Genomic DNA, 18,810 nt, shown 5'->3' with positions numbered 1-18,810 from the left:
CAAAATACACGCAAATGTGAAAACGCTGTTTTGGAACGGCAAAGGGGAAAGGATGAAGCGTATGGATTTGTACGAGGAAGCGTTACAGTTACATCGTGAACATCGGGGAAAGGTCGCACTGCAAGCAAAAGTGGCCGTTGCGAACGCAAAAGATTTGAGTTTAGCTTATTCCCCAGGTGTGGCCGAGCCGTGCAAAGAAATCCATCGTGATGAGGACTTAGTCTATGAGTACACCGCAAAAAGCAACACGGTTGCGGTGATCTCAAATGGCACGGCCGTTCTAGGACTTGGAAATATTGGGCCAAAAGCGGGATTGCCTGTGATGGAAGGTAAGGCCATCTTATTTAAGAGTTTTGCTGGTGTTGATGCGTGGCCATTATGTATTGCGGCAAATGAAGTCGATCGCATCGTCGATTTTGTACGTATGGTGGCGCCTTCGTTTGGCGGAATCAATTTGGAAGACATTGCGGCTCCTGCCTGTTTTGAAATTGAGGAGCGATTAAAGAAGGAATTGTCTATTCCTGTATTTCATGATGATCAACATGGGACGGCGATTGTCACACTGGCCGCCTTGATCAACGCGGTGAAAGTCGTTGGCAAAACGCTGTCTGAGGTGCGTGTCGTAGTTAGCGGGGCAGGTGCAGCAGGGATTGCCACTGTCAAGTTATTGCTTTCTTGCGGCGTGCGCGATGTTGTGATGTGCGATACAAAAGGGGCGATTTACGAAGGACGCGACCACATGAACCCTCTGAAAGATTGGATTGCAAAAAATACAAATCGCGAGCATCGCACAGGTACTCTTGCACAAGTTATGCAGGGCGCAGATGTGTTTGTAGGTGTCTCCGTAGGCAATACGGTGACTCAGGCAATGGTGCAAGAGATGGCGAGTGACCCGATTATCCTCGCAATGGCGAATCCTGATCCGGAAATTCTGCCGCAGGATGCAAAAGCGGCTGGTGCCATGGTGATTGGCACAGGGCGTTCTGATTATCCCAATCAAGTAAATAATGTGTTGGCGTTTCCGGGGATTTTTCGCGGCGCACTCGATACACGCGCTACGACCATCAATGAGGCGATGAAAGTTGCGGCGGCATATGCCATTGCAAATTTAATTGCAGATGACGAATTACAACCTGATTACGTCATACCCAGACCGTTTGACACGCGAGTAGCGCCAGCGGTTGCGCAAGCGGTGGCCGAGGCGGCACTCGTTAGCGGAGTTGCGCGAGTGCGCGTAAATCCGCGCGACGTGGCAGAGCGGACGAGACAAATGGCGAGTGTGCGCGATTAGTGTCTTGGTTGCGCCTATTCAATTCTTAGTGTTAAGATGGATACATTGAATGGGGCCCACTAGGAGGTTATTTGTACGATATGTGGACGGTTATCTACATAGCACCTAGTTTGCGGCTAGCGGAAAAGATTTGCGAGCAATTGGCGGCGCAAGGATTCTTAGTCAAGTATAGACAGTCAGACGCCTCGAAACAGCAATATGAGATTTTGGTGCCCGAGTCGGAACTCGAAGATGTGCGCGAATCATGGAACGTGATCTTGCATTCTTCCCTGTCGAATTGAAGTTTTAGAAACTTTGGGGTGACGGAGTGTTAAAGGACTTATTTCCAAAGAAAAAGCGGTACGCAACAGTTGCGCCGAATCCAAGCGCGCGGGACAAGGTTCCGGAAGGTTTAATGGAGAAGTGTAAGCAGTGTGGGCAAATTTTATTTGCAAAAGAACTAGATAAGCAAGTGAAGACTTGCCCGCATTGTGGTTATCATTTTACGTTAACCGCACAAGAGCGCATCCAGGTCACTCTAGATGAAGGGTCATTTGAGGAATTTGATGCAAATCTTGTATCGGGTGATCCACTCCACTTTCCAGACTACTCAGCGCGCGTGGAACGCAGTCGTCAGGCTACAGGTTTGGCGGATGCTGTTGTTACGGGGGCAGGTACAATTGGCGGATTTCCTGTCGTTGTGGGCGTGATGGATTCGCGTTTTATTATGGGAAGTATGGGGTCCGTAGTGGGTGAAAAGCTTACGCGCGCAATCGAACAAGCAATTGAACGCTCTGTTCCAGTCATTATTTTTTCAGTTTCTGGTGGAGCGCGCATGCAAGAAGGCATCTTTTCCCTTATGCAGATGGCGAAGATCTCTACTGCGTTAGCGCGCTTGGCACAGTCGCGGTTGCTTTATATCTCAGTGCTCACGCATCCGACGACAGGGGGAGTGACTGCGAGTTTTGCGATGCAAGGAGACGTGAATATCTCTGAACCTGGTGCGACAATTGGCTTTGCAGGGCGTCGGATTATTGAGCAAACAATACGGCAGAAATTACCGGATGAATTTCAGACTGCTGAATTTGTGCTTGAGCATGGGATGATCGACCAAGTGGTTCATCGTAAAGACTTGCGAGCATTGCTCGCGACGCTTCTCTCACTGCACGCGAAAGGAGGAGAATGGAGTGGCCGTTGAATTGCCTTTTGAGAAGCCGCTTGTCGAATTGCGACTGAAAATAGAAGAGTTAAAGCGCTTTACAGAAGAAAAGGGAATTGATATGAGTGAAGAGGTAGCAACGCTAGAAGCAAAGGTAAAAGCGCTTGCTGAGGCGATTTATCGCGATTTGACTCCCTGGCAAAAGGTGCAAATTGCAAGGCATCCAGAACGCCCCACAACGCTTGATTACATTCGTGGCCTATGTGACGATTTTATCGAGCTGCATGGGGATCGCTCTTTTCGCGATGATGCTGCAATCGTGGGTGGGATCGGCCGCATGGAGGGAATCCCGCTCACTTTGATCGGTACGCAAAAAGGGCGAGACACCAAGGAGAATATTTTTCGCAATTTTGGCATGGCTCATCCAGAGGGCTACCGTAAGGCCTTGCGTCTGATGAAGCAGGCTGAAAAGTTTGGGCGTCCGATTGTTACGTTTATTGATACAGCGGGTGCATATCCGGGAGCAGCGGCGGAAGAACGCGGGCAAGGCGAAGCGATAGCGCGCAACTTAATTGAAATGGCGGCGTTGACGGTCCCTATTGTGTGTGTTGTGACAGGAGAGGGTGGCAGCGGTGGGGCACTCGGGCTCGGTGTGGGTGACCGTTTGTTGATGCTCGAACACGCTTACTATTCTGTGATCGCTCCCGAATCGGCGGCGGCGTTGCTGTGGAAAGATGCTTCACAAGGACAGCGTGCGGCGGATGCGATGAGTATCACGGCTCAGGACCTGTATCGCTTTGGGATTGTTGACGAGATACTCGAAGAGCCGTTTGGCGGTGCGCAACGCGATCCTGCTCAGATGATCGTCACAGTGAAAGAGGCTGTTTTGCGCGCCTTGATTGAACTTAAGGCAGTTTCTCGATATGAATTACCAGCTCTAAGGTATGAAAAATATCGCAAGATAGGCGTTTTTACAGAGAGTGAAGCTCCACTCTTGGCTGAAGGACAAGAGCGTGCGAATGCAAGTTCAAACATCGTGACGCGTTAATGCAGAGGAGTCTTGTGTTTTCTTTGCAATTTAACGATAGGATGCCCGCTATATAAGGATATAGCAGTCCTATACATGCGGCGGGACATAAAATGTCCATAAGGGTCACTAATATGCAATGCTTGTCATGGAATGGAGGGTTAATCGATGAAAAAAGAGATGACGACAGCGGAAAATGAAGTTGCAAGGGGTGCAGTTAGACATATTGCGGTGTTGACAAGTGGTGGGGACGCTCCTGGTATGAATGCGGCTATACGCGCAGTCGTGCGAAAAAGCGTTTATCATGGACTTAAAGTTTCCGGGATTCGACACGGATATGCAGGATTGATTGCAGGAGAAATTGAAGAATTAGATGTAGGTTCTGTTGCTGATATCATTCAACGTGGCGGGACCAAGTTGTATACGGCTCGCTGTCCCGAGTTTCAAACTTCTGAAGGACAGGAAAAAGCGGTTGAGATGTTGCGCCAGCACCACATTGATGGACTAGTCGTGATCGGTGGAGACGGTTCATTTCGCGGGGCCCGAGCGCTTTCTCATCGCGGAGTGCGCACAATTGGGGTGCCTGGAACCATTGATAATGATTTGCCATGCACCGATTATACAATTGGATTTGATACTGCGATCAACACGGCGATTGATGCGATTGACAAGATCCGCGATACAGCGACTTCCCACGAGCGTACATTTGTCATCGAAGTGATGGGGCGAAATGCGGGAGATATTGCGATGATTGCTGGGCTTGCCGGAGGGGCCGAATCGATCTTGATTCCTGAAGCTCCCTTTAACATGGAGCAAGTTTTAGAAAAACTGGAACGCGGGATGGAGCGTGGAAAGCGTCATAGCATTATTCTTGTCGCAGAGGGTGTAGGTAAGGGGATGAAGATTGGCGAACAGATCGCTCAGCGTACTGGGTGGGAAGTTCGTGTAATTGTACTTGGCCACTTACAACGCGGAGGATCGCCGACTGCATTTGATCGTGCCTTGGCTTCCCGAATGGGAGCAATGGCTGTGGATTTATTAATTCGTGGCGAAACCAGCAAGATGGTTGGAATTAGAGGGACGAAATTGATTGCGACCGATATCGACGAGGCGCTCGATACGGCGCACGAGATTGATCTTTCAATTTATGAATTGGCGGGTGTACTATCCATATAATTTTTTGTATTTGGGGGAATGGGTATATGAGGAAAACGAAAATTGTTTGTACAATGGGTCCTGCAACGAGTGACTTGTCGGTCATGCGGCAGATTGTGCGTGCGGGCATGGACGTGGCAAGACTTAATTTTTCACATGGGACGCATGAGGATCATCGGAAGATGATTGAAACGATTCGCGAGGCCGCTCGTCTAGAACATAAAATTGTTGGAATTATGCTCGACATTAAAGGACCCAAAATTCGTACTGGCTTAATTGAGAATGATGCAGTGGAACTTCATGATGGCGATTCACTTATCTTGACAACAGAAAACATAGTAGGGACGAAGGAACGGATTTCGATTAGCTATGAGGGACTCCCAGAAGATGTGAGTGTGGGGTCTGTGATTCGTATTGATGATGGATTAATCGGATTGCGCGTCGTAAAGATAGAAAATCGGGAAATTCATTGTGTGGTAACAAATGGTGGGGTGTTAAAAAATCGCAAGGGAATCAATGCCCCAGGTGTGCGGTTGCGCTTGCCTGGCGTGACAGAAAAGGATATGGAAGACATCCTCTTTGGCATTGAACAGGGTGTGGATATTATTGCAGCTTCTTTCGTTCGAAAAGCCGCTGATGTGCTTGAAATTCGCAAGTTGCTCGAGGATCATCAAGCAAAGTGTGATATTATCTCAAAAATCGAAGCACAAGAAGGATTAGATTTGATCGATGAAATCATTGCGGTGTCTGATGGGCTGATGGTTGCTCGCGGTGATCTTGGGGTAGAGATACCAACAGAAGAGGTTCCGATTGTACAAAAGTTGTTGATTGAGCGCTGCAATAAAGCGGGGAAAGTCGTGATTACAGCGACGCAAATGTTGGATTCGATGCAACGCAATCCTCGACCAACACGTGCCGAGGCAACGGATGTAGCGAATGCCATTTTTGACGGTACGGATGCAATTATGCTTAGTGGCGAAACTGCCGCAGGCAAATATCCAGTTGAAGCGGTTACGACGATGGCGCAAATTGCCGTGCGTGCTGAACAGGCGATCAAAACAAGAGAAGTCATGGGGCGCCATCGTGATGCGGTGGAACGCACACAAACGGATGCGATTAGCAATGCTGTGCGCAGTATTGCAGAAGAACTAGAAGCGCGCGCCGTTGTCACTTCGACAGAGAGCGGCTTTACAGCGCGGATGGTTTCAAAACATCGGCCGCAAAGCGCAATTATCGCGGTAACGCCGCACGCGGCTGTCGCAAGGCGACTCACTTTGTGTTGGGGTGTATACCCAGTTTTAGTCAAGCCAACGCGCTCGACAGATGAAATGCTCGCAGTTGCCGTGGACGGGGCATTAGCTAGCGGAATTGTGAGCAGTGGTGATCTTATCGTAATCACGGCTGGCGTTCCAGTTGGAGAAGCGGGGACAACGAATCTGTTGAAGATTCATACGATTGGTGATGTTTTGGCGCGCGGAGTTGGTGTAGGTACGAAGAGTGTCGTAGGCCGCGCAGTGGTTGCCAAAAAGGCGGAGGAGATTTTGCAGCGAGTCAAAGAAGGGGATGTTTTGGTCACTGTGATGACAGATCGCGATATGATGCCTGCGTTTGAACGGGCTTCAGCAGTCATTACAGAGGAAGGGGGACTGACTTCCCACGCAGCAGTTGTCGGTTTATCCCTTGGTATACCCGTTATTGTTGGAGCTGCTGGTGTCACACAAGTGGTGTCAGACGGGGAAATTATCACTGTGGATACGGCGCGTGGGTTTATCTATCGCGGGAAGACACAGGTTTTATAACTTTATGTTTTCTCAAGAGATTCTGCTCATTAGACTGTAGCGCATGATACAATTGGTCTTGGGGGGACGAACTCATGAATCAGATGACTTCTCGCTCAGAGATCCGCGTGCGCTATCAAGAGACTGATCAAATGCGCGTCGCTTGGCATGGGAATTATATCGAGTGGTTTGAAGTGGCGCGTACAGATTGGTTACGCACAGCGGATTTATCCTATCGTGAACTGGAAGAGCAGGGAATCATGTTGCCTGTGCTGCGTGTGGGATGCGAATATGTTCAGTCCGCCCATTATGATGAGCTTTTGTATGTGGATGCAGCGCTCAAAGAATATAATGGGCTGCGCTTAACATTTCGCTATACGGTTTGGTTGTCTGGAGAAGGGAAGCTATTAGCAAAGGGAGAGACGGAGCACGTCTTTACAGATCGCAATTTAAAACCGATTCGTTTAGCTCGATCTGCACCGTATCTTCATCGGTTGTTGTTGGGATAAAGCGCTTGGGAGGAGGGGGCATATGTCTTCCTCGGCGCGGCCGATTGTTGCGTACATATGGCTCTGTATTGGAATTGTCGCCATTTCATTTGCTGCGATTTTCATTAAGATGACGACCGCGCCGGCAGCGATCACGGCGTTTTATCGGATGGTTATGACCGCCGTACTGCTCAGTCCTTTTGCTTTTAGGGGGTTACGTGACGCGGTTATGCGTTTAACGTACCGTGAAAGATGGCTTTTTGTTTTGAGTGGTGTGGCATTAACCATCCATTTTATTTTTTGGATCCAGTCACTCTTTTATACATCAGTTGCTAGTTCAACGCTTGTGTTAGCGCTGCAGCCAATTTTTGTTCTTCTCCTCGATCGCATTTTTTTTGGCGTGCGTGTAAAGGTTCGAACATGGCTGTATGCGTGGATTGCGATTTTTGGCACCGCGGTGATTGGGTGGCATGATCTCTATGGGGGAAAAACTGCACTTTTAGGCGATTTGCTCGCGGTTTTTGGCACGGTGGCTGTTTCGATCTACTTCATTGCTGGGCAAAGTTTGCGACGTAAAGTGTCTTCTGTACACTACAGTTTTCTCGTTTATCTGGTCTCTGGTGTGTTATTAGCCGGATACAGTGTGTGGAAAGGCTATTCTTTTGTGGATTATTCTCGTGCGGATTGGGAAGTATTTGTATTGTTGACGCTTATTCCTACAGTTTTTGGACATACGTTGTTTAATACACTCCTAAAATATCTTCCCGCCTCCACGATTGCGATGGGGATTGTAGGGGAGCCAATTGGTGCTACGGTACTATCCTATTTTCTTTTGCACGCGTCGATTCCATTGCTGTGGTATGTCGGCGCTGTTTTTGTTGTGGGGGGCGTGGTACTCTTTTTACGATCTATGCACTCTACGAATGTACCACCAAGTGAAACATAGGTTCGTAGTACGGGAAAAATCGTTGCCTGGCAGTAGTCAGTGTGGTATGATGATCACTGGATTTGTCGAGGAACAACGGTATAGCTGCAACGTGCTTATATCTTTTACATAGAAAGGGGTTGTTCGGGATGTCCTTGTTTAAAAAACTGGATATGCCAACTCGCGGTGAGAAAATTGAAATGCAAGATACGGGATTGCATGTCCCTGATCACCCAATTATCCCATTTATCGAAGGTGATGGAACAGGTCCGGATATTTGGCGCGCCTCTGTTCGCGTATTTGATGCGGCGGTAGAAAAGTTATATGGTGGGAAACGAAAACTAGAGTGGTTTGAAGTGTATGCGGGGGAAAAAGCGTTTCACAAATTTGGTGAATGGTTGCCTGATGATACGCTTGTCGCATTGCGTGAATATCTCGTGAGCATCAAGGGACCCTTAACTACACCCATTGGTGGAGGGATTCGCAGTTTAAATGTGGCGTTGCGCCAAGAGCTAGATCTTTATGTCTGTCTGCGACCCGTTCGTTACTTTCATGGAGTTCCGTCTCCGGTGAAGCATCCCGAACTGGTCGATATGGTGATTTTCCGTGAGAATGCGGAAGACATTTATGCGGGAATTGAGTGGGCTGAAGGCACACCAGAAGTCAAGAAAGTCATTGACTTCTTGCAAAATGAGATGGGCGTGAAGAAGATCCGTTTTCCAGAAACATCAGGAATAGGCATCAAACCTGTTTCCAAGGAAGGTACCGAACGGCTTGTGCGTGCGGCAATTCAATATGCGATTTCACATAAGCGCAAGAGTGTTACCTTGGTCCACAAAGGAAATATTATGAAATTTACAGAAGGAGCCTTTAAAAATTGGGGCTATGCGCTGGCAGAGAGAGAATTTCCAGAGCAGACATTTACTTGGGCAGAGTACGATCGGATCAAAGAGCAATCTGGGGCAGCTGAGGCAGATAAAGCGCAAAAAGCGGCAGAAGAGGCTGGCAAGATTATTGTAAAAGATACGATCGCAGATATTTTCTTACAACAAGTGTTGACACGACCTGCAGAATTTGATGTGGTTGCGACAATGAATCTAAACGGCGACTACTTCTCAGATGCGTTGGCGGCACAAGTGGGTGGGATTGGCATTGCTCCTGGGGCAAATATTAACTATGTGACGGGACATGCGGTATTTGAAGCGACTCACGGAACGGCACCTAAGTATGCAAATCTCGACAAAGTGAATCCAGGTTCTGTAATTCTGTCTGGGGTCATGATGTTAGAACATCTTGGTTGGCAAGAGGCAGCAGACGCGATCGTCAATGCACTGCAAAAAACGATTGAACAAAAGATCGTCACTTATGATTTTGCGCGCTTAATGGAAGGTGCGACAGAAGTGAAAACTTCGCAATTTGCAGACGCTGTCATTAAAAACCTCTAGAGGTTAAATTATTTGAAAAAGCATGAGATCTCTTGCGTGAGTCTAGCGCTGAGTGCTCATGCTTTTTCTTTATGGGTAGATCGTGTCCGGACATGGTGGAGAAAAATCCATGTACTGCGCGCAAGATGCTCGGCAGGGCGCGTGACCATATTGATTGTAATTGCCTGCTCAACATATCCTGTCCACAGGCTCAGTTGGCCTTGTTCCAAATCTTTTGCCGCGGCTGATCGTAGGACTAGGCCATAACCAAGACCTGCTGCCACATAGCGTTTTACAAGTTCCATGGACTCTAAACAGCCGATCTCTATATGACGTTCGATGAGCCCAGTGGATAGAGGAGAAGTATGGCGATTTGTGGTTGCAGCGAATTTGTTAGGGAGTTCATCCGCAGTTTTTCGCATCTCGTGAAAGGCTGGACATAATCCTGCGATATCTTTTGGAATCCAGAGCTTCGTTTGTGGGGTGATTGCAGGAGATCGGATTCCAATGAACTGGTCTGTTGTAAATTTTGTAACCCGTAAGGAGAAATGTTCCATTGGCATCCGCATCGTAAATCCAAGATCAAAATGGCCATTTCGCACAAATTTCTCAATTTCCTCTTCTGCACAAACTTGCAGGTCAATCACGATTTTTGGATAAGATTGGGCAAACTCCTGGATAACCTGTGGAAGCAGATAAGTCCCAACTCCAAGAGATGTCCCAACGACCACGCGTCCTCTGCGCCCTTCATTAAATTCATCCATGACCCGCGTCAATTGTTCCTCAAGCGATAAGATTTCTTCTGTATATTCTAAAAAAGCTCGTCCAGCATCTGTGAGCGTCATTTGTCGCCCAAGTAATGCAAATAATGGGACACCAACTTCTTCTTCTAGTCGATGGAGCTGCATAGAAACAGCAGGTTGACTGATGTGTAGCCGCTGTGCCACCTGCGTCAAATTCCCGGTCAATGCAACCTCGCGAAAGAGTGCCAGGTGTCTAGTATTCATGCGGACCGACCCTCCACTGATAACAAAAATGTTATGCATACATATAAAAATTGATATTGGAATTATAGATGTGAATTATGGCACGATGCAACTGTATCAAATAAGAAAGGGGTCGGGAAATGCAAGTTCTCTTTGCTGGATTGCTTGGTGGGTATACGATCTTGTTGTTGCTATTGAGTCACCGATCACGTCGCCGTTCGAATGAGGCGGGTCAATTTTTGGACGGGGGACGTCAGTTTAGTCTATGGACGGTTTTTTATCTAATGACAGCGATGTGGGGAGCCTCGATGTTTTCTGTAGAAATTGATACGGCCTATACAAGCGGTGTCTCTGCAGTGTGGTTTGGCATTTCCACTGTCGTATCCACGGTGTTTATTGCGATGTTTTTGCTTAGTCCGTTTCGCAAGATCGGTTATCTTACGAATTCTAATCTCATTGGGCGTCGCTATGGGGCAAAAGCTCGAAATTTTTCAGCGCTTGTGATCGGGTTGACGTTTCCCATCTTTGCAATGAAAAATGTGTTAGCTGCTGCTGCTTATTTGCATGTGGTTTTGGGCTGGAGTCTGCCTGTTTTGCTAATCGTGACGACGCTGATCGTGATTTTGTATGTGTCTCTTGGAGGATTATGGTCACTTGCTTACGTACAGCTTTTGAATCTAGGCGTTTTTACGCTCGGGTTGGCCGTAGCAGCATATTATGTGTTGCGGAAATCCCCTGTTTTCCCTGTGCCAGTGACATCGCCAGTTCCTACTGCAACAGGATTTTATAGTTTGTCAGGAGTAGGGATTTCAACAATTCTCGTGTGGTTTGGCATGAGTCTTTTAAATTCTGTGAGTGCGCAGGCGGAATTTCAGACGATTGCCGCAGCGAAAACCGATCGTGCCGGCAAGTGGGGTGTGTATCTTTCTGCTGTGGTGCTTGTCGCTTTCGCAGTGGTGCCTACATTACTTGGAATGGCAGCTCGAGAACATATGGTGGGTACATGGACTGGACTCGTCGCTTTTCCGCGCTATTTAGAAATGGTCGCACCCCCTGCTGCCGTCTTGCTAGTCGGACTCGGGTTTTGGTCAGCCGCGTTGATTTGGTGTGCACCCCTGATGTTTTCTGGCGCTGCTAGTTTTGGGTTGGATCTCTTTTGCAAGCCAGATCAGGCGCGGGGCGCACATGCGATTCGCCGTTTTACACGCTTCTCGATGTGTATCCAAGGGGCCATGATTGTGCTTTACGCTTTATTGCGCCCTGATCATTTGGCATGGTGGGCAGTTTTTGGCTTGACACTGCGCAACGCGGCAATTGTTGGCCCTACTTTGACTTTTTTGCTGTGGCCTTTGGTGAAAGAGCGTACGATCTATGTTTCGATGGGCGTCGGTGTTCTTAGCGGTTTTTTGTGGAATGCGTTGACAGCATTTTCGGCTAGTCGCTTTCCTTTTGGAATTAACCCGATGTGGGTTGGGACAGGGTGCTCATTGCTCGTGATTGTCGCAGGCACACTGATTGAGAACCGTGCACTACTTATCCTCACACAGGCACCGCGTAAACGTCAAAGAGGCATTCAGATGGCCGTACTTGGTGCGTTGCTATTCGGAATGGCACTGTGGCTCAATGAGCACGGGGGGCATTCGCTTTTGGGTGTTTTACTTTTCACCGCGGTTTTCATCGAATTCTTTGCAGCAATTGCACTTATTGACACGCGTACTTCGCAATCACACTCCGAACAAAGAATCGTCGAGAATGTAGGAATTCTATGAAAAAACCGTAGCAAAGCCGAAAAAACGAGTGTAGAATTGCTTTCATGAAACAAGTGTCATGGAGGCGGTAGGGTGTCGACGCGCGAAGAGTGGCTGCAAAAAGATAGGGAATATATGTGGCATCATATGATGCCCTATACGCCAAGTCAAAACCCGATGTTAGTCAGCGGGGGCGAAGGAGCTTGGATCATCGATGAAGAGGGGAATCGCTATCTCGATGCGATGTCTGGGTTGTGGTGTGTAAATCTTGGATATTCAGAATCTGAATTGGCGGATGCCGCAGCTTCGCAATTGCGGCAGATGCCGTATTATCCACTGAGCCATGCGCATAAACCAGCAATTGCACTAGGGGAAAAGTTAAATCAATGGCTTCATGGGAATTATCGCATTTTTTATTCCAATAGCGGATCAGAAGCCAATGAAACTGCGTTTAAGATCGCTCGGCAATACCATGCGCAAAATGGTGAACCGATGCGCTGGAAAGTCATCTCCCGCTATCGCGCATACCACGGGAACTCAATGGGCGCTTTGGCTGCGACAGGGCAATTCCAGCGTAAATATAAGTACGAACCACTCGCGCCAGGATTTTTACACGTGCCACCGCCAGATTGCTATCGCTGCCCCTTTGGGCAGGAGCGTGCATCTTGTCATCTTGAGTGTGCGGCGATGTATGAGCAGGTGATCAACTGGGAAACACCTGAGACAGTGGCGGCTGTGATCATGGAGCCGGTCATTACGGGCGGAGGGATGATTGTACCCCCGTTAGAATATGTACAACAGGTACGCGAGATTTGCGATCGGTATGGTGTGCTGCTGATTATGGACGAGGTAATCTGCGGGTTTGGCAGATCTGGGCAACCGTTTGGCTATCAGAAATTCGGGGTGCAACCAGACATCGTTACGATGGCTAAAGGGATAACGAGCGGATATTTACCGCTTTCTGCCACGGCAGTGCGTGCAGACTTATTTGAAGTCTTTCGAGATGATCGTGAATATGTGCACTTTCGTCACGTCAATACATTTGGCGGGAATCCGGCAGCTTGCGCCGTAGCTGTAAGGACACTCGAGTTGATGGAGGAGCGTGACCTGATTGTTCGCTCTGCACAACTTGGTGAGAAGTTACAAGAAAAACTGATAGCTGCCTTACGGGAGCATCCGAATGTCGGAGATTTGCGCTTTTTTGGCTTTTTAGCTGGAATTGAGCTGGTGGAAGACAAAAAGACAAAAGCGCCAGCCTCTTCAGAGTTTGTGAGCAAAGTTGTAGCGGCCTGTAAACGACAAGGTGTACTGGTTGGGAAAAATGGGGATACGGTGGCAGGTTATAACAATGTAGTGATGTTGTGCCCGCCGTTTGTGATTCAGGAAGAAGAATTACATCTTATCGTCGATGCCGTGGTGCAAGCGTTGACGGAAGTGGGTTCCTGAGATTTTAAGAAGGTGTGAGAGAAAGAGAAGGGGCCGTTTGCGGCTTCTTTTTTTTCGGGAAACGCAATGTGCTAAAATGGCGTAAGAAATGTCGAACGGGATTCGATGAGTCGAAATGGAGTGGGGAATTTTGGCTGTACTGGACGAACAGGCGCCCAAACACAAGCTTTTACTAATTGATGGAAATAGTGTTTTGTATCGTGCATTTTATGGGGTTCCGCTCTTATCGACCTCATCTGGTCAATATACAAATGCGATTTATGGGTTTTCAATGATGTTATTAAAATTGCTCCAAGATGAACAACCCAGTCATGTTGCTGTTGCGTTTGACAAGGGAAAAGAGACTTTTCGTCACGCTTTCTTTGAAGAGTATAAAGGGAAGCGTCAGAGTACGCCTCCTGAATTAATTGGGCAATTTCCGATGGCGCGCGAACTGCTGCGCTCTTTTGGAATTGTAACTCTCGAAAAGGAACAATATGAAGCGGATGATATTATTGGAACACTAGCGACAAAGGCAAGCATGGCAGGTTTTGAAGTATTTGCTGTCTCAGGGGATAAAGATTTATTTCAACTCGTCTCCGAACAAGTTACTGCTGGCATGACGCGTAAAGGCACGACGGACATCGTGAGGTATGATCCTGCTGCGGTGCGAGATCGTTACCATTTATCGCCGCAGCAAATGATCGATCTAAAAGGACTTATGGGCGATTCCTCAGACAACATCCCAGGAGTTCCTGGAGTGGGGGAAAAGACGGCGATTAAATTGCTTGCGCAATTTGGTACGTTAGAAGAAGTATTTGAGCATATTGGCGATGTAACTGGCGCAAAACTGCAAGAGCGCTTACGGGAACACCGTGAGTTAGCACTATTGTCGAAACGACTCGCGACGATTGATCGCGCGGTGCCTCTTGATGTGACGCTCGATGAGCTGTTGTATGAGGGATATGATGTGGCAAGCGTGCGAGAAGCATTTCGTATGTACGAATTTCGCTCTCTGCTCAGTCGAGTAGAGGGTGTGGATCAAGGGGCTGCGAATGAACAGCAAATGGTGCAGGAAGCACAAAATACATCCTCCCCTACCGTTTTTGCACAAATAGAGAAGGAGCAGATCGTGGAACTCTCCCATCTACAAGATCTTCTGCCACAGCTTGGGGAGCGTTGTGCATTGTTATTTGATTTACAAGGAGATTATCAGACGGGTGAATGGAGAGGTATGGCCGTTGCGGGTGCGCATGCCGCATTTTATGTACCGCTGTCTGAACAGAATTTGCAGAACGAGCAGATTCGCGCACAATTGATGACATTTTTAAGGCATGAACGGGTGACAAAAATTGTGTACGATGCGAAAGCGATCATGGTGCACGGTGTCTCTTTAGGGCTTGCAAGTGATGTGACGAATGTGGTTGGCCCTTTGTTTGACACACTTTTAGCGACCTATTTGATTCATACATCAGAGGGAGAGCCAAGTTTACTTGATGTGATCGAAAAAGCGACTGAGAGTTCGGCGGCAGATGCTGATCGTTTGGTTCCTTCGTGGGTTCGTCAAGCGATTGAAAAAGGTGGGGAAAATCGATCGCGTGCGCTTATTTACTGTGCCGCTCAGCTGTTCAATCGCTTTTCTGCCTTACAAGCGGATCTTGTGCAGTATCAACTGCAGTCACTGTATGAAGATCTAGAATTGCCGCTCGCAGCTGTCTTGGCGGAACTTGAGTTATACGGAGTGAAGGTGGACACGGAGCGATTGCGTCAGATCGGCAAGGAATTAGCTGAGGGAATCGATCAATTGACAAAACAAATCTATTTGCTTGCGGGGACCGAATTTAATATAAATTCACCTAAACAATTAGGTGAAATTCTATTCGATAAAATGGGCTTGCCACCTGTGAAAAAGACAAAAACAGGGTACTCTACCAGCGCCGACGTGTTAGAAAAATTGGCGCCACACAGTGAGATTGTGACACACATTCTACAGTATCGGCAGTTGACAAAGCTGCAATCGACTTATGTCGAAGGGCTCTTGCGTGTCGTGCGGCAGCCGCAATCGCGTGTTCACACTTCATTTCACCAAGCGATGACCGCGACGGGAAGACTATCAAGCGCAGATCCCAATCTGCAAAACATCCCAATTCGCATGGAAGAGGGCAGAAAACTACGACTCGCGTTTGTACCTACTTATCGTGAGTGGGTGATCGTCTCAGCGGATTATTCGCAAGTAGAGTTGCGCATTCTCGCACATTTGTCGCAAGATCAAGCCTTGATTGATGCGTTCTTAGCAGATATGGATATTCATACGCGCACCGCGAGCGATGTATTTGAAGTGCCGTTAGATCAGGTGACTTCTCTTATGCGCAGGCAGGCAAAAGCCGTGAACTTTGGCATCGTCTACGGAATCAGCGATTATGGGTTGTCGCAAAATCTGAACATCTCACGCGCACAGGCTGGGGAGTTTATTGCGCAATACTTTGCAAAGTTCCCAGGGGTAAAGCGTTATATGGAAGAATCGATACAAAAGGCACGTGAACTTGGCTACACGGAGACATTGCTTGGGAGAAGACGTTATTTGCCGCAGATTCACAGTCGGAATTTCAATGAGCGCAGTTTTGCGGAGCGTACAGCAATGAATACGCCGATTCAAGGAACAGCGGCGGATGTGATCAAACTTGCGATGGTTAAGTTGGCCCAGGAGCTAAAAGTGAGAGGGTTTCAAGGAAAGATGCTGCTGCAGGTACATGATGAGTTGATTTTGGAATGTCCTATGGAAGAACTCACTTTGCTCTCTGAACTTGTGCGAGAACAGATGGAACATGCCGTTGTAATGTCTGTCCCGCTGAAGGTAGATGTTCATTATGGATCAACATGGTATGATGCAAAATAATTGAAGGTGAACGTTTATATGCCGGAATTACCCGAAGTGGAGACTGTGCGGCGGGGATTGCAAAGCTTAGTTGCGGGACGAAAGATTATGCGAGCAGAAGTGCGTTTGCCCCGCATTGTGCGAACGCCAAGTGTTGATGAGTTTACACAGGAGCTTTTGGGAGTGACGATCCATGAGGTGCGGCGGCGTGGGAAGTATCTCTTGTTCGATTTGGGCGCGCAGACGTTGATCACTCATCTGCGCATGGAAGGGCGCTACGGTCTCTATAGAGCAGAGGAAGCGCAGCTTCCTCATACGCATGTCATTTTCCATCTGGATCAAGGGCAAGAACTGCGTTACCAGGACGTACGTCAATTTGGAACGATGGATTTGATTCCGTCTTTTGCATTGGAGAAATTTTCTCCGCTTTTGCAGTTAGGTCCTGAGCCGTTTGACAAACGATTGACAGCGAAATATCTACAGGCGATCTTTCAACATCGTAAAACTTCTGTCAAAGCGGTATTACTAGATCAGCGCGTCATTGCAGGTCTTGGGAATATTTATGTCGATGAGATTCTCTTTCGCGCGCGCATTCACCCTGCGGAGTATGCACAAGATCTTTCTCTTCATGCAGCTAGACGGATTGTCGTGGCGATGCGCGAGATTTTGAGGCAAGCGATTGCGCATGGTGGGAGTTCGGTGCGATCCTATGTGAACGGCTTTGGAGAAGAGGGACAGTATCAGCTTGCCCTTCATGTATATGGTCGGACTGCACAACCATGTACAGTCTGTGGAGCACCGATTGTAAAGTTGCGTGTGGCTGGAAGAGGGACACATGTGTGTACGAAGTGTCAGCGCCCCCCATACAGTTGTACAAAGAGTAAAATGCGATTGTAGAGGCCCTACAATTGATTGGAGGGGGTCTGCAAGAATGGAAGGGGGGACATTGTGGTGATTGTAGGTCTTACAGGTGGAATTGCCACAGGAAAAAGTTCAATCTCTGCTGCACTTGTAGAGCTAGGGGCGTACCTCATTGACGCGGATGTCATCGCGCGCGAAGTCGTGGCACCGGGAACAGAGGGGTTACGGCAAATTGTGAACACTTTTGGAGCTATGTATGTACAGCGTGACGGAAGCTTACATCGAGATCGACTTGGTCAATTGGTCTTTCAAGATGAGGAAGCTCGTAACAAATTAAATGAGATTGTTCATCCTTTGGTGCGCGCGGAGATGTGGCGACGCGCGCGCGATTATGTAGGAAAAGATGCATCTCGAATCGCGATTCTTGACGTACCCTTGTTAATCGAAGGGGGAACACATCGGCAAGTCGATGTGACCGTACTTGTCTATGCATCGGCAGTAGAGCAGTTGAAAAGGTTGATGAAACGCAATGGGTTAGATGAGGTAAATGCGAGCCGCCGCATTGCAGCACAAATTTCGATAGAAGAAAAGCGTGCGTACGCCGATATCCTAGTGAACAATCAAGGAGAAGAGCGGGAGGTGCCGAGACTCGCCCACACGCTCTATCAACATTTAAAATATTTAGCAAAAAAAGGTGCGCAAGTAGATGGGAAATTTGACCGCAGCGTTGTTCAGCCATTTGTTATACAATGAATGAGTTGAACTAGAAGCATGTGATGTACTGTGGAAAGGAGACGACGAACTCGTGATAGGGCGCAATTTAATTCTAGCGATTCGCATGCGAACGCTTGTGGCGGCAGCTCTACTCGTAGGCGTCGTGAGTATCACTTTTATCCCCTCCTTCTGGAACCTTGTTTATCCCATCTATTATTATCCGGTCATTCAACGAGAGGCGCAGGTTGCACAAGTTGACCCTTTCCTTATTGCAGCGCTCGTTCGCGTAGAGAGTCATTTTCGAGAAGATGATATCTCTCACGCGGGTGCGATTGGACTGATGCAATTGATGCCAGATACAGCTTCATGGGCAGCACAAAAAATAGGCATGAAGAAATATACTCGTGCAGATTTAGCGCTTCCATCCATCAATATTCGTCTGGGATCGTGGTATATGGCTTACTTGCTGCGCATGTTTCACGGGAACTTACCGGAGGCGCTTGCCGCCTATAATGCAGGCCCCAATCGGGTTCGTCGCTGGTTGCGCAAAGGTGTTTGGTCGGGAGAAGAAATGACGATTAACGACATACCCGTTCGCGAAACCAGACATTTTGTTGCGCGTGTACTCTACACATATGAAACGTTTAGTCGTTTTTATCGCAAGTAAATGCAATGCAATCAAACAGATAGGGATTACTTTTAGATTTTTTCATGAAGTCAAAAGCCGTCGTTTTTGAGTACAGATGTCGTGGATAAACCGAACACGATGCTTGACTTAGCGGTTAAAATCGGATATATTATGAAAGTCGATGTAAACCAGCATGTCGGGATGGCGGAATTGGCAGACGCGCACGTTTGAGGGGCGTGTGGGGTAACCCGTGCGGGTTCAAGTCCCGCTCTCGACACCAGAAGAGTCTAATATTCGGCAGTGTCGCAGGGTTTTTGAGCCTTTGAGCTCAAGAACCCTGTTTCCAT

Annotated in this window: 17 protein-coding genes and 1 tRNA gene; 17 read left to right on the top strand and 1 reads right to left on the bottom strand. The window is 48.0% G+C overall.

The genetic code is table 11. The features are described 5' to 3' along the window. Positions 1 to 61: 61 nt before the first annotated feature. The 9 genes from BM613_RS05170 (at position 62) to icd (ending at position 9,247) form a co-directional block, all read left to right on the top strand. Entirely contained in the window at positions 62 to 1,291 is a 1,230-nt protein-coding gene (locus BM613_RS05170) for an NAD(P)-dependent malic enzyme (protein ID WP_109430100.1), read from the top strand. Between the two features lie 80 nt (positions 1,292 to 1,371). Next, positions 1,372 to 1,572, top strand: coding sequence for a glutamate decarboxylase (locus BM613_RS05165; protein WP_109430099.1), 201 nt, complete (start codon positions 1,372 to 1,374; stop codon positions 1,570 to 1,572). Positions 1,573 to 1,598: 26 nt separating this feature from the next. Next, a complete protein-coding gene (gene accD, locus BM613_RS05160) occupies positions 1,599 to 2,468 on the top strand; it encodes an acetyl-CoA carboxylase, carboxyltransferase subunit beta (RefSeq protein ID WP_109430098.1) in 870 nt (289 codons plus the stop codon). After that, on the top strand, positions 2,458 to 3,477 hold the full coding sequence (locus BM613_RS05155) for an acetyl-CoA carboxylase carboxyltransferase subunit alpha (protein ID WP_109430097.1): 1,020 nt from the start codon (positions 2,458 to 2,460) through the stop codon (positions 3,475 to 3,477). The genes accD and BM613_RS05155 overlap by 11 nt, the downstream gene beginning before the upstream one ends. Before the next feature lie 159 nt (positions 3,478 to 3,636). Next, positions 3,637 to 4,632 carry a 6-phosphofructokinase gene (gene pfkA / locus BM613_RS05150; protein ID WP_109430186.1) on the top strand — a complete coding sequence of 332 codons (996 nt, stop codon included), beginning with the start codon at positions 3,637 to 3,639 and terminating at the stop codon, positions 4,630 to 4,632. A gap of 26 nt (positions 4,633 to 4,658) precedes the next feature. Next, positions 4,659 to 6,410 (top strand): pyruvate kinase, encoded by a 1,752-nt coding sequence (gene pyk, locus BM613_RS05145; protein WP_109430096.1) that lies wholly within the window; start codon positions 4,659 to 4,661, stop codon positions 6,408 to 6,410. A 74-nt stretch (positions 6,411 to 6,484) separates the two neighbouring features. After that, positions 6,485 to 6,898: an acyl-CoA thioesterase gene (locus BM613_RS05140; RefSeq protein ID WP_109430095.1), complete on the top strand. Its 414-nt coding sequence runs from the start codon at positions 6,485 to 6,487 to the stop codon at positions 6,896 to 6,898. A 22-nt stretch (positions 6,899 to 6,920) separates the two neighbouring features. Beyond that, positions 6,921 to 7,823, top strand: coding sequence for a DMT family transporter (locus tag BM613_RS05135; protein WP_109430094.1), 903 nt, complete (start codon positions 6,921 to 6,923; stop codon positions 7,821 to 7,823). Positions 7,824 to 7,951: 128 nt separating this feature from the next. Beyond that, positions 7,952 to 9,247: an NADP-dependent isocitrate dehydrogenase gene (icd, locus tag BM613_RS05130; protein WP_425450686.1), complete on the top strand. Its 1,296-nt coding sequence runs from the start codon at positions 7,952 to 7,954 to the stop codon at positions 9,245 to 9,247. A gap of 56 nt (positions 9,248 to 9,303) precedes the next feature. On the opposite strand, the gene BM613_RS05125 is transcribed toward icd, so the two are convergent. Next, on the bottom strand, positions 9,304 to 10,233 hold the full coding sequence (locus BM613_RS05125) for a LysR family transcriptional regulator (protein ID WP_181362902.1): 930 nt from the start codon (positions 10,231 to 10,233) through the stop codon (positions 9,304 to 9,306). 119 nt (positions 10,234 to 10,352) lie between these two features. On the opposite strand from BM613_RS05125, the gene BM613_RS05120 reads away from it, so the two are divergent. The 8 genes from BM613_RS05120 to BM613_RS05090 all read left to right on the top strand — a co-directional run bounded on the left by BM613_RS05120 (position 10,353) and on the right by BM613_RS05090 (position 18,743). Next, entirely contained in the window at positions 10,353 to 11,981 is a 1,629-nt protein-coding gene (locus tag BM613_RS05120) for a sodium:solute symporter family protein (protein ID WP_109430092.1), read from the top strand. A 72-nt stretch (positions 11,982 to 12,053) separates the two neighbouring features. Continuing rightward, a complete protein-coding gene (locus BM613_RS05115) occupies positions 12,054 to 13,406 on the top strand; it encodes an aspartate aminotransferase family protein (protein WP_281267823.1) in 1,353 nt (450 codons plus the stop codon). A 130-nt stretch (positions 13,407 to 13,536) separates the two neighbouring features. Continuing rightward, complete coding sequence (gene polA / locus BM613_RS05110; protein WP_245926259.1) at positions 13,537 to 16,281, top strand: DNA polymerase I; 2,745 nt, start codon at positions 13,537 to 13,539, stop codon at positions 16,279 to 16,281. Positions 16,282 to 16,299: 18 nt separating this feature from the next. Then, positions 16,300 to 17,157: a DNA-formamidopyrimidine glycosylase gene (mutM, locus tag BM613_RS05105; protein ID WP_109430090.1), complete on the top strand. Its 858-nt coding sequence runs from the start codon at positions 16,300 to 16,302 to the stop codon at positions 17,155 to 17,157. Between the two features lie 51 nt (positions 17,158 to 17,208). After that, on the top strand, positions 17,209 to 17,874 hold the full coding sequence (gene coaE, locus BM613_RS05100) for a dephospho-CoA kinase (protein ID WP_181362901.1): 666 nt from the start codon (positions 17,209 to 17,211) through the stop codon (positions 17,872 to 17,874). Positions 17,875 to 17,926: 52 nt separating this feature from the next. Next, the gene (locus tag BM613_RS05095; RefSeq protein ID WP_245926258.1) at positions 17,927 to 18,502 is read left to right on the top strand and encodes a lytic transglycosylase domain-containing protein; all 576 of its coding nucleotides are present in this window, start codon (positions 17,927 to 17,929) and stop codon (positions 18,500 to 18,502) included. A 66-nt stretch (positions 18,503 to 18,568) separates the two neighbouring features. After that, complete coding sequence (locus BM613_RS15650; RefSeq protein ID WP_281267822.1) at positions 18,569 to 18,694, top strand: hypothetical protein; 126 nt, start codon at positions 18,569 to 18,571, stop codon at positions 18,692 to 18,694. Further along, positions 18,659 to 18,743, top strand: a tRNA-Leu gene (locus BM613_RS05090). Before BM613_RS15650 ends, BM613_RS05090 begins: the two co-directional genes overlap by 36 nt. Positions 18,744 to 18,810 lie beyond the last annotated feature (67 nt).

It is taken from the genome of Sulfoacidibacillus thermotolerans (assembly GCF_003144315.1).
Lineage (GTDB): Bacteria > Bacillota > Bacilli > Alicyclobacillales > SLC66 > Sulfoacidibacillus > Sulfoacidibacillus thermotolerans.
This window is presented reverse-complemented; position numbering and strand designations above follow the sequence as displayed.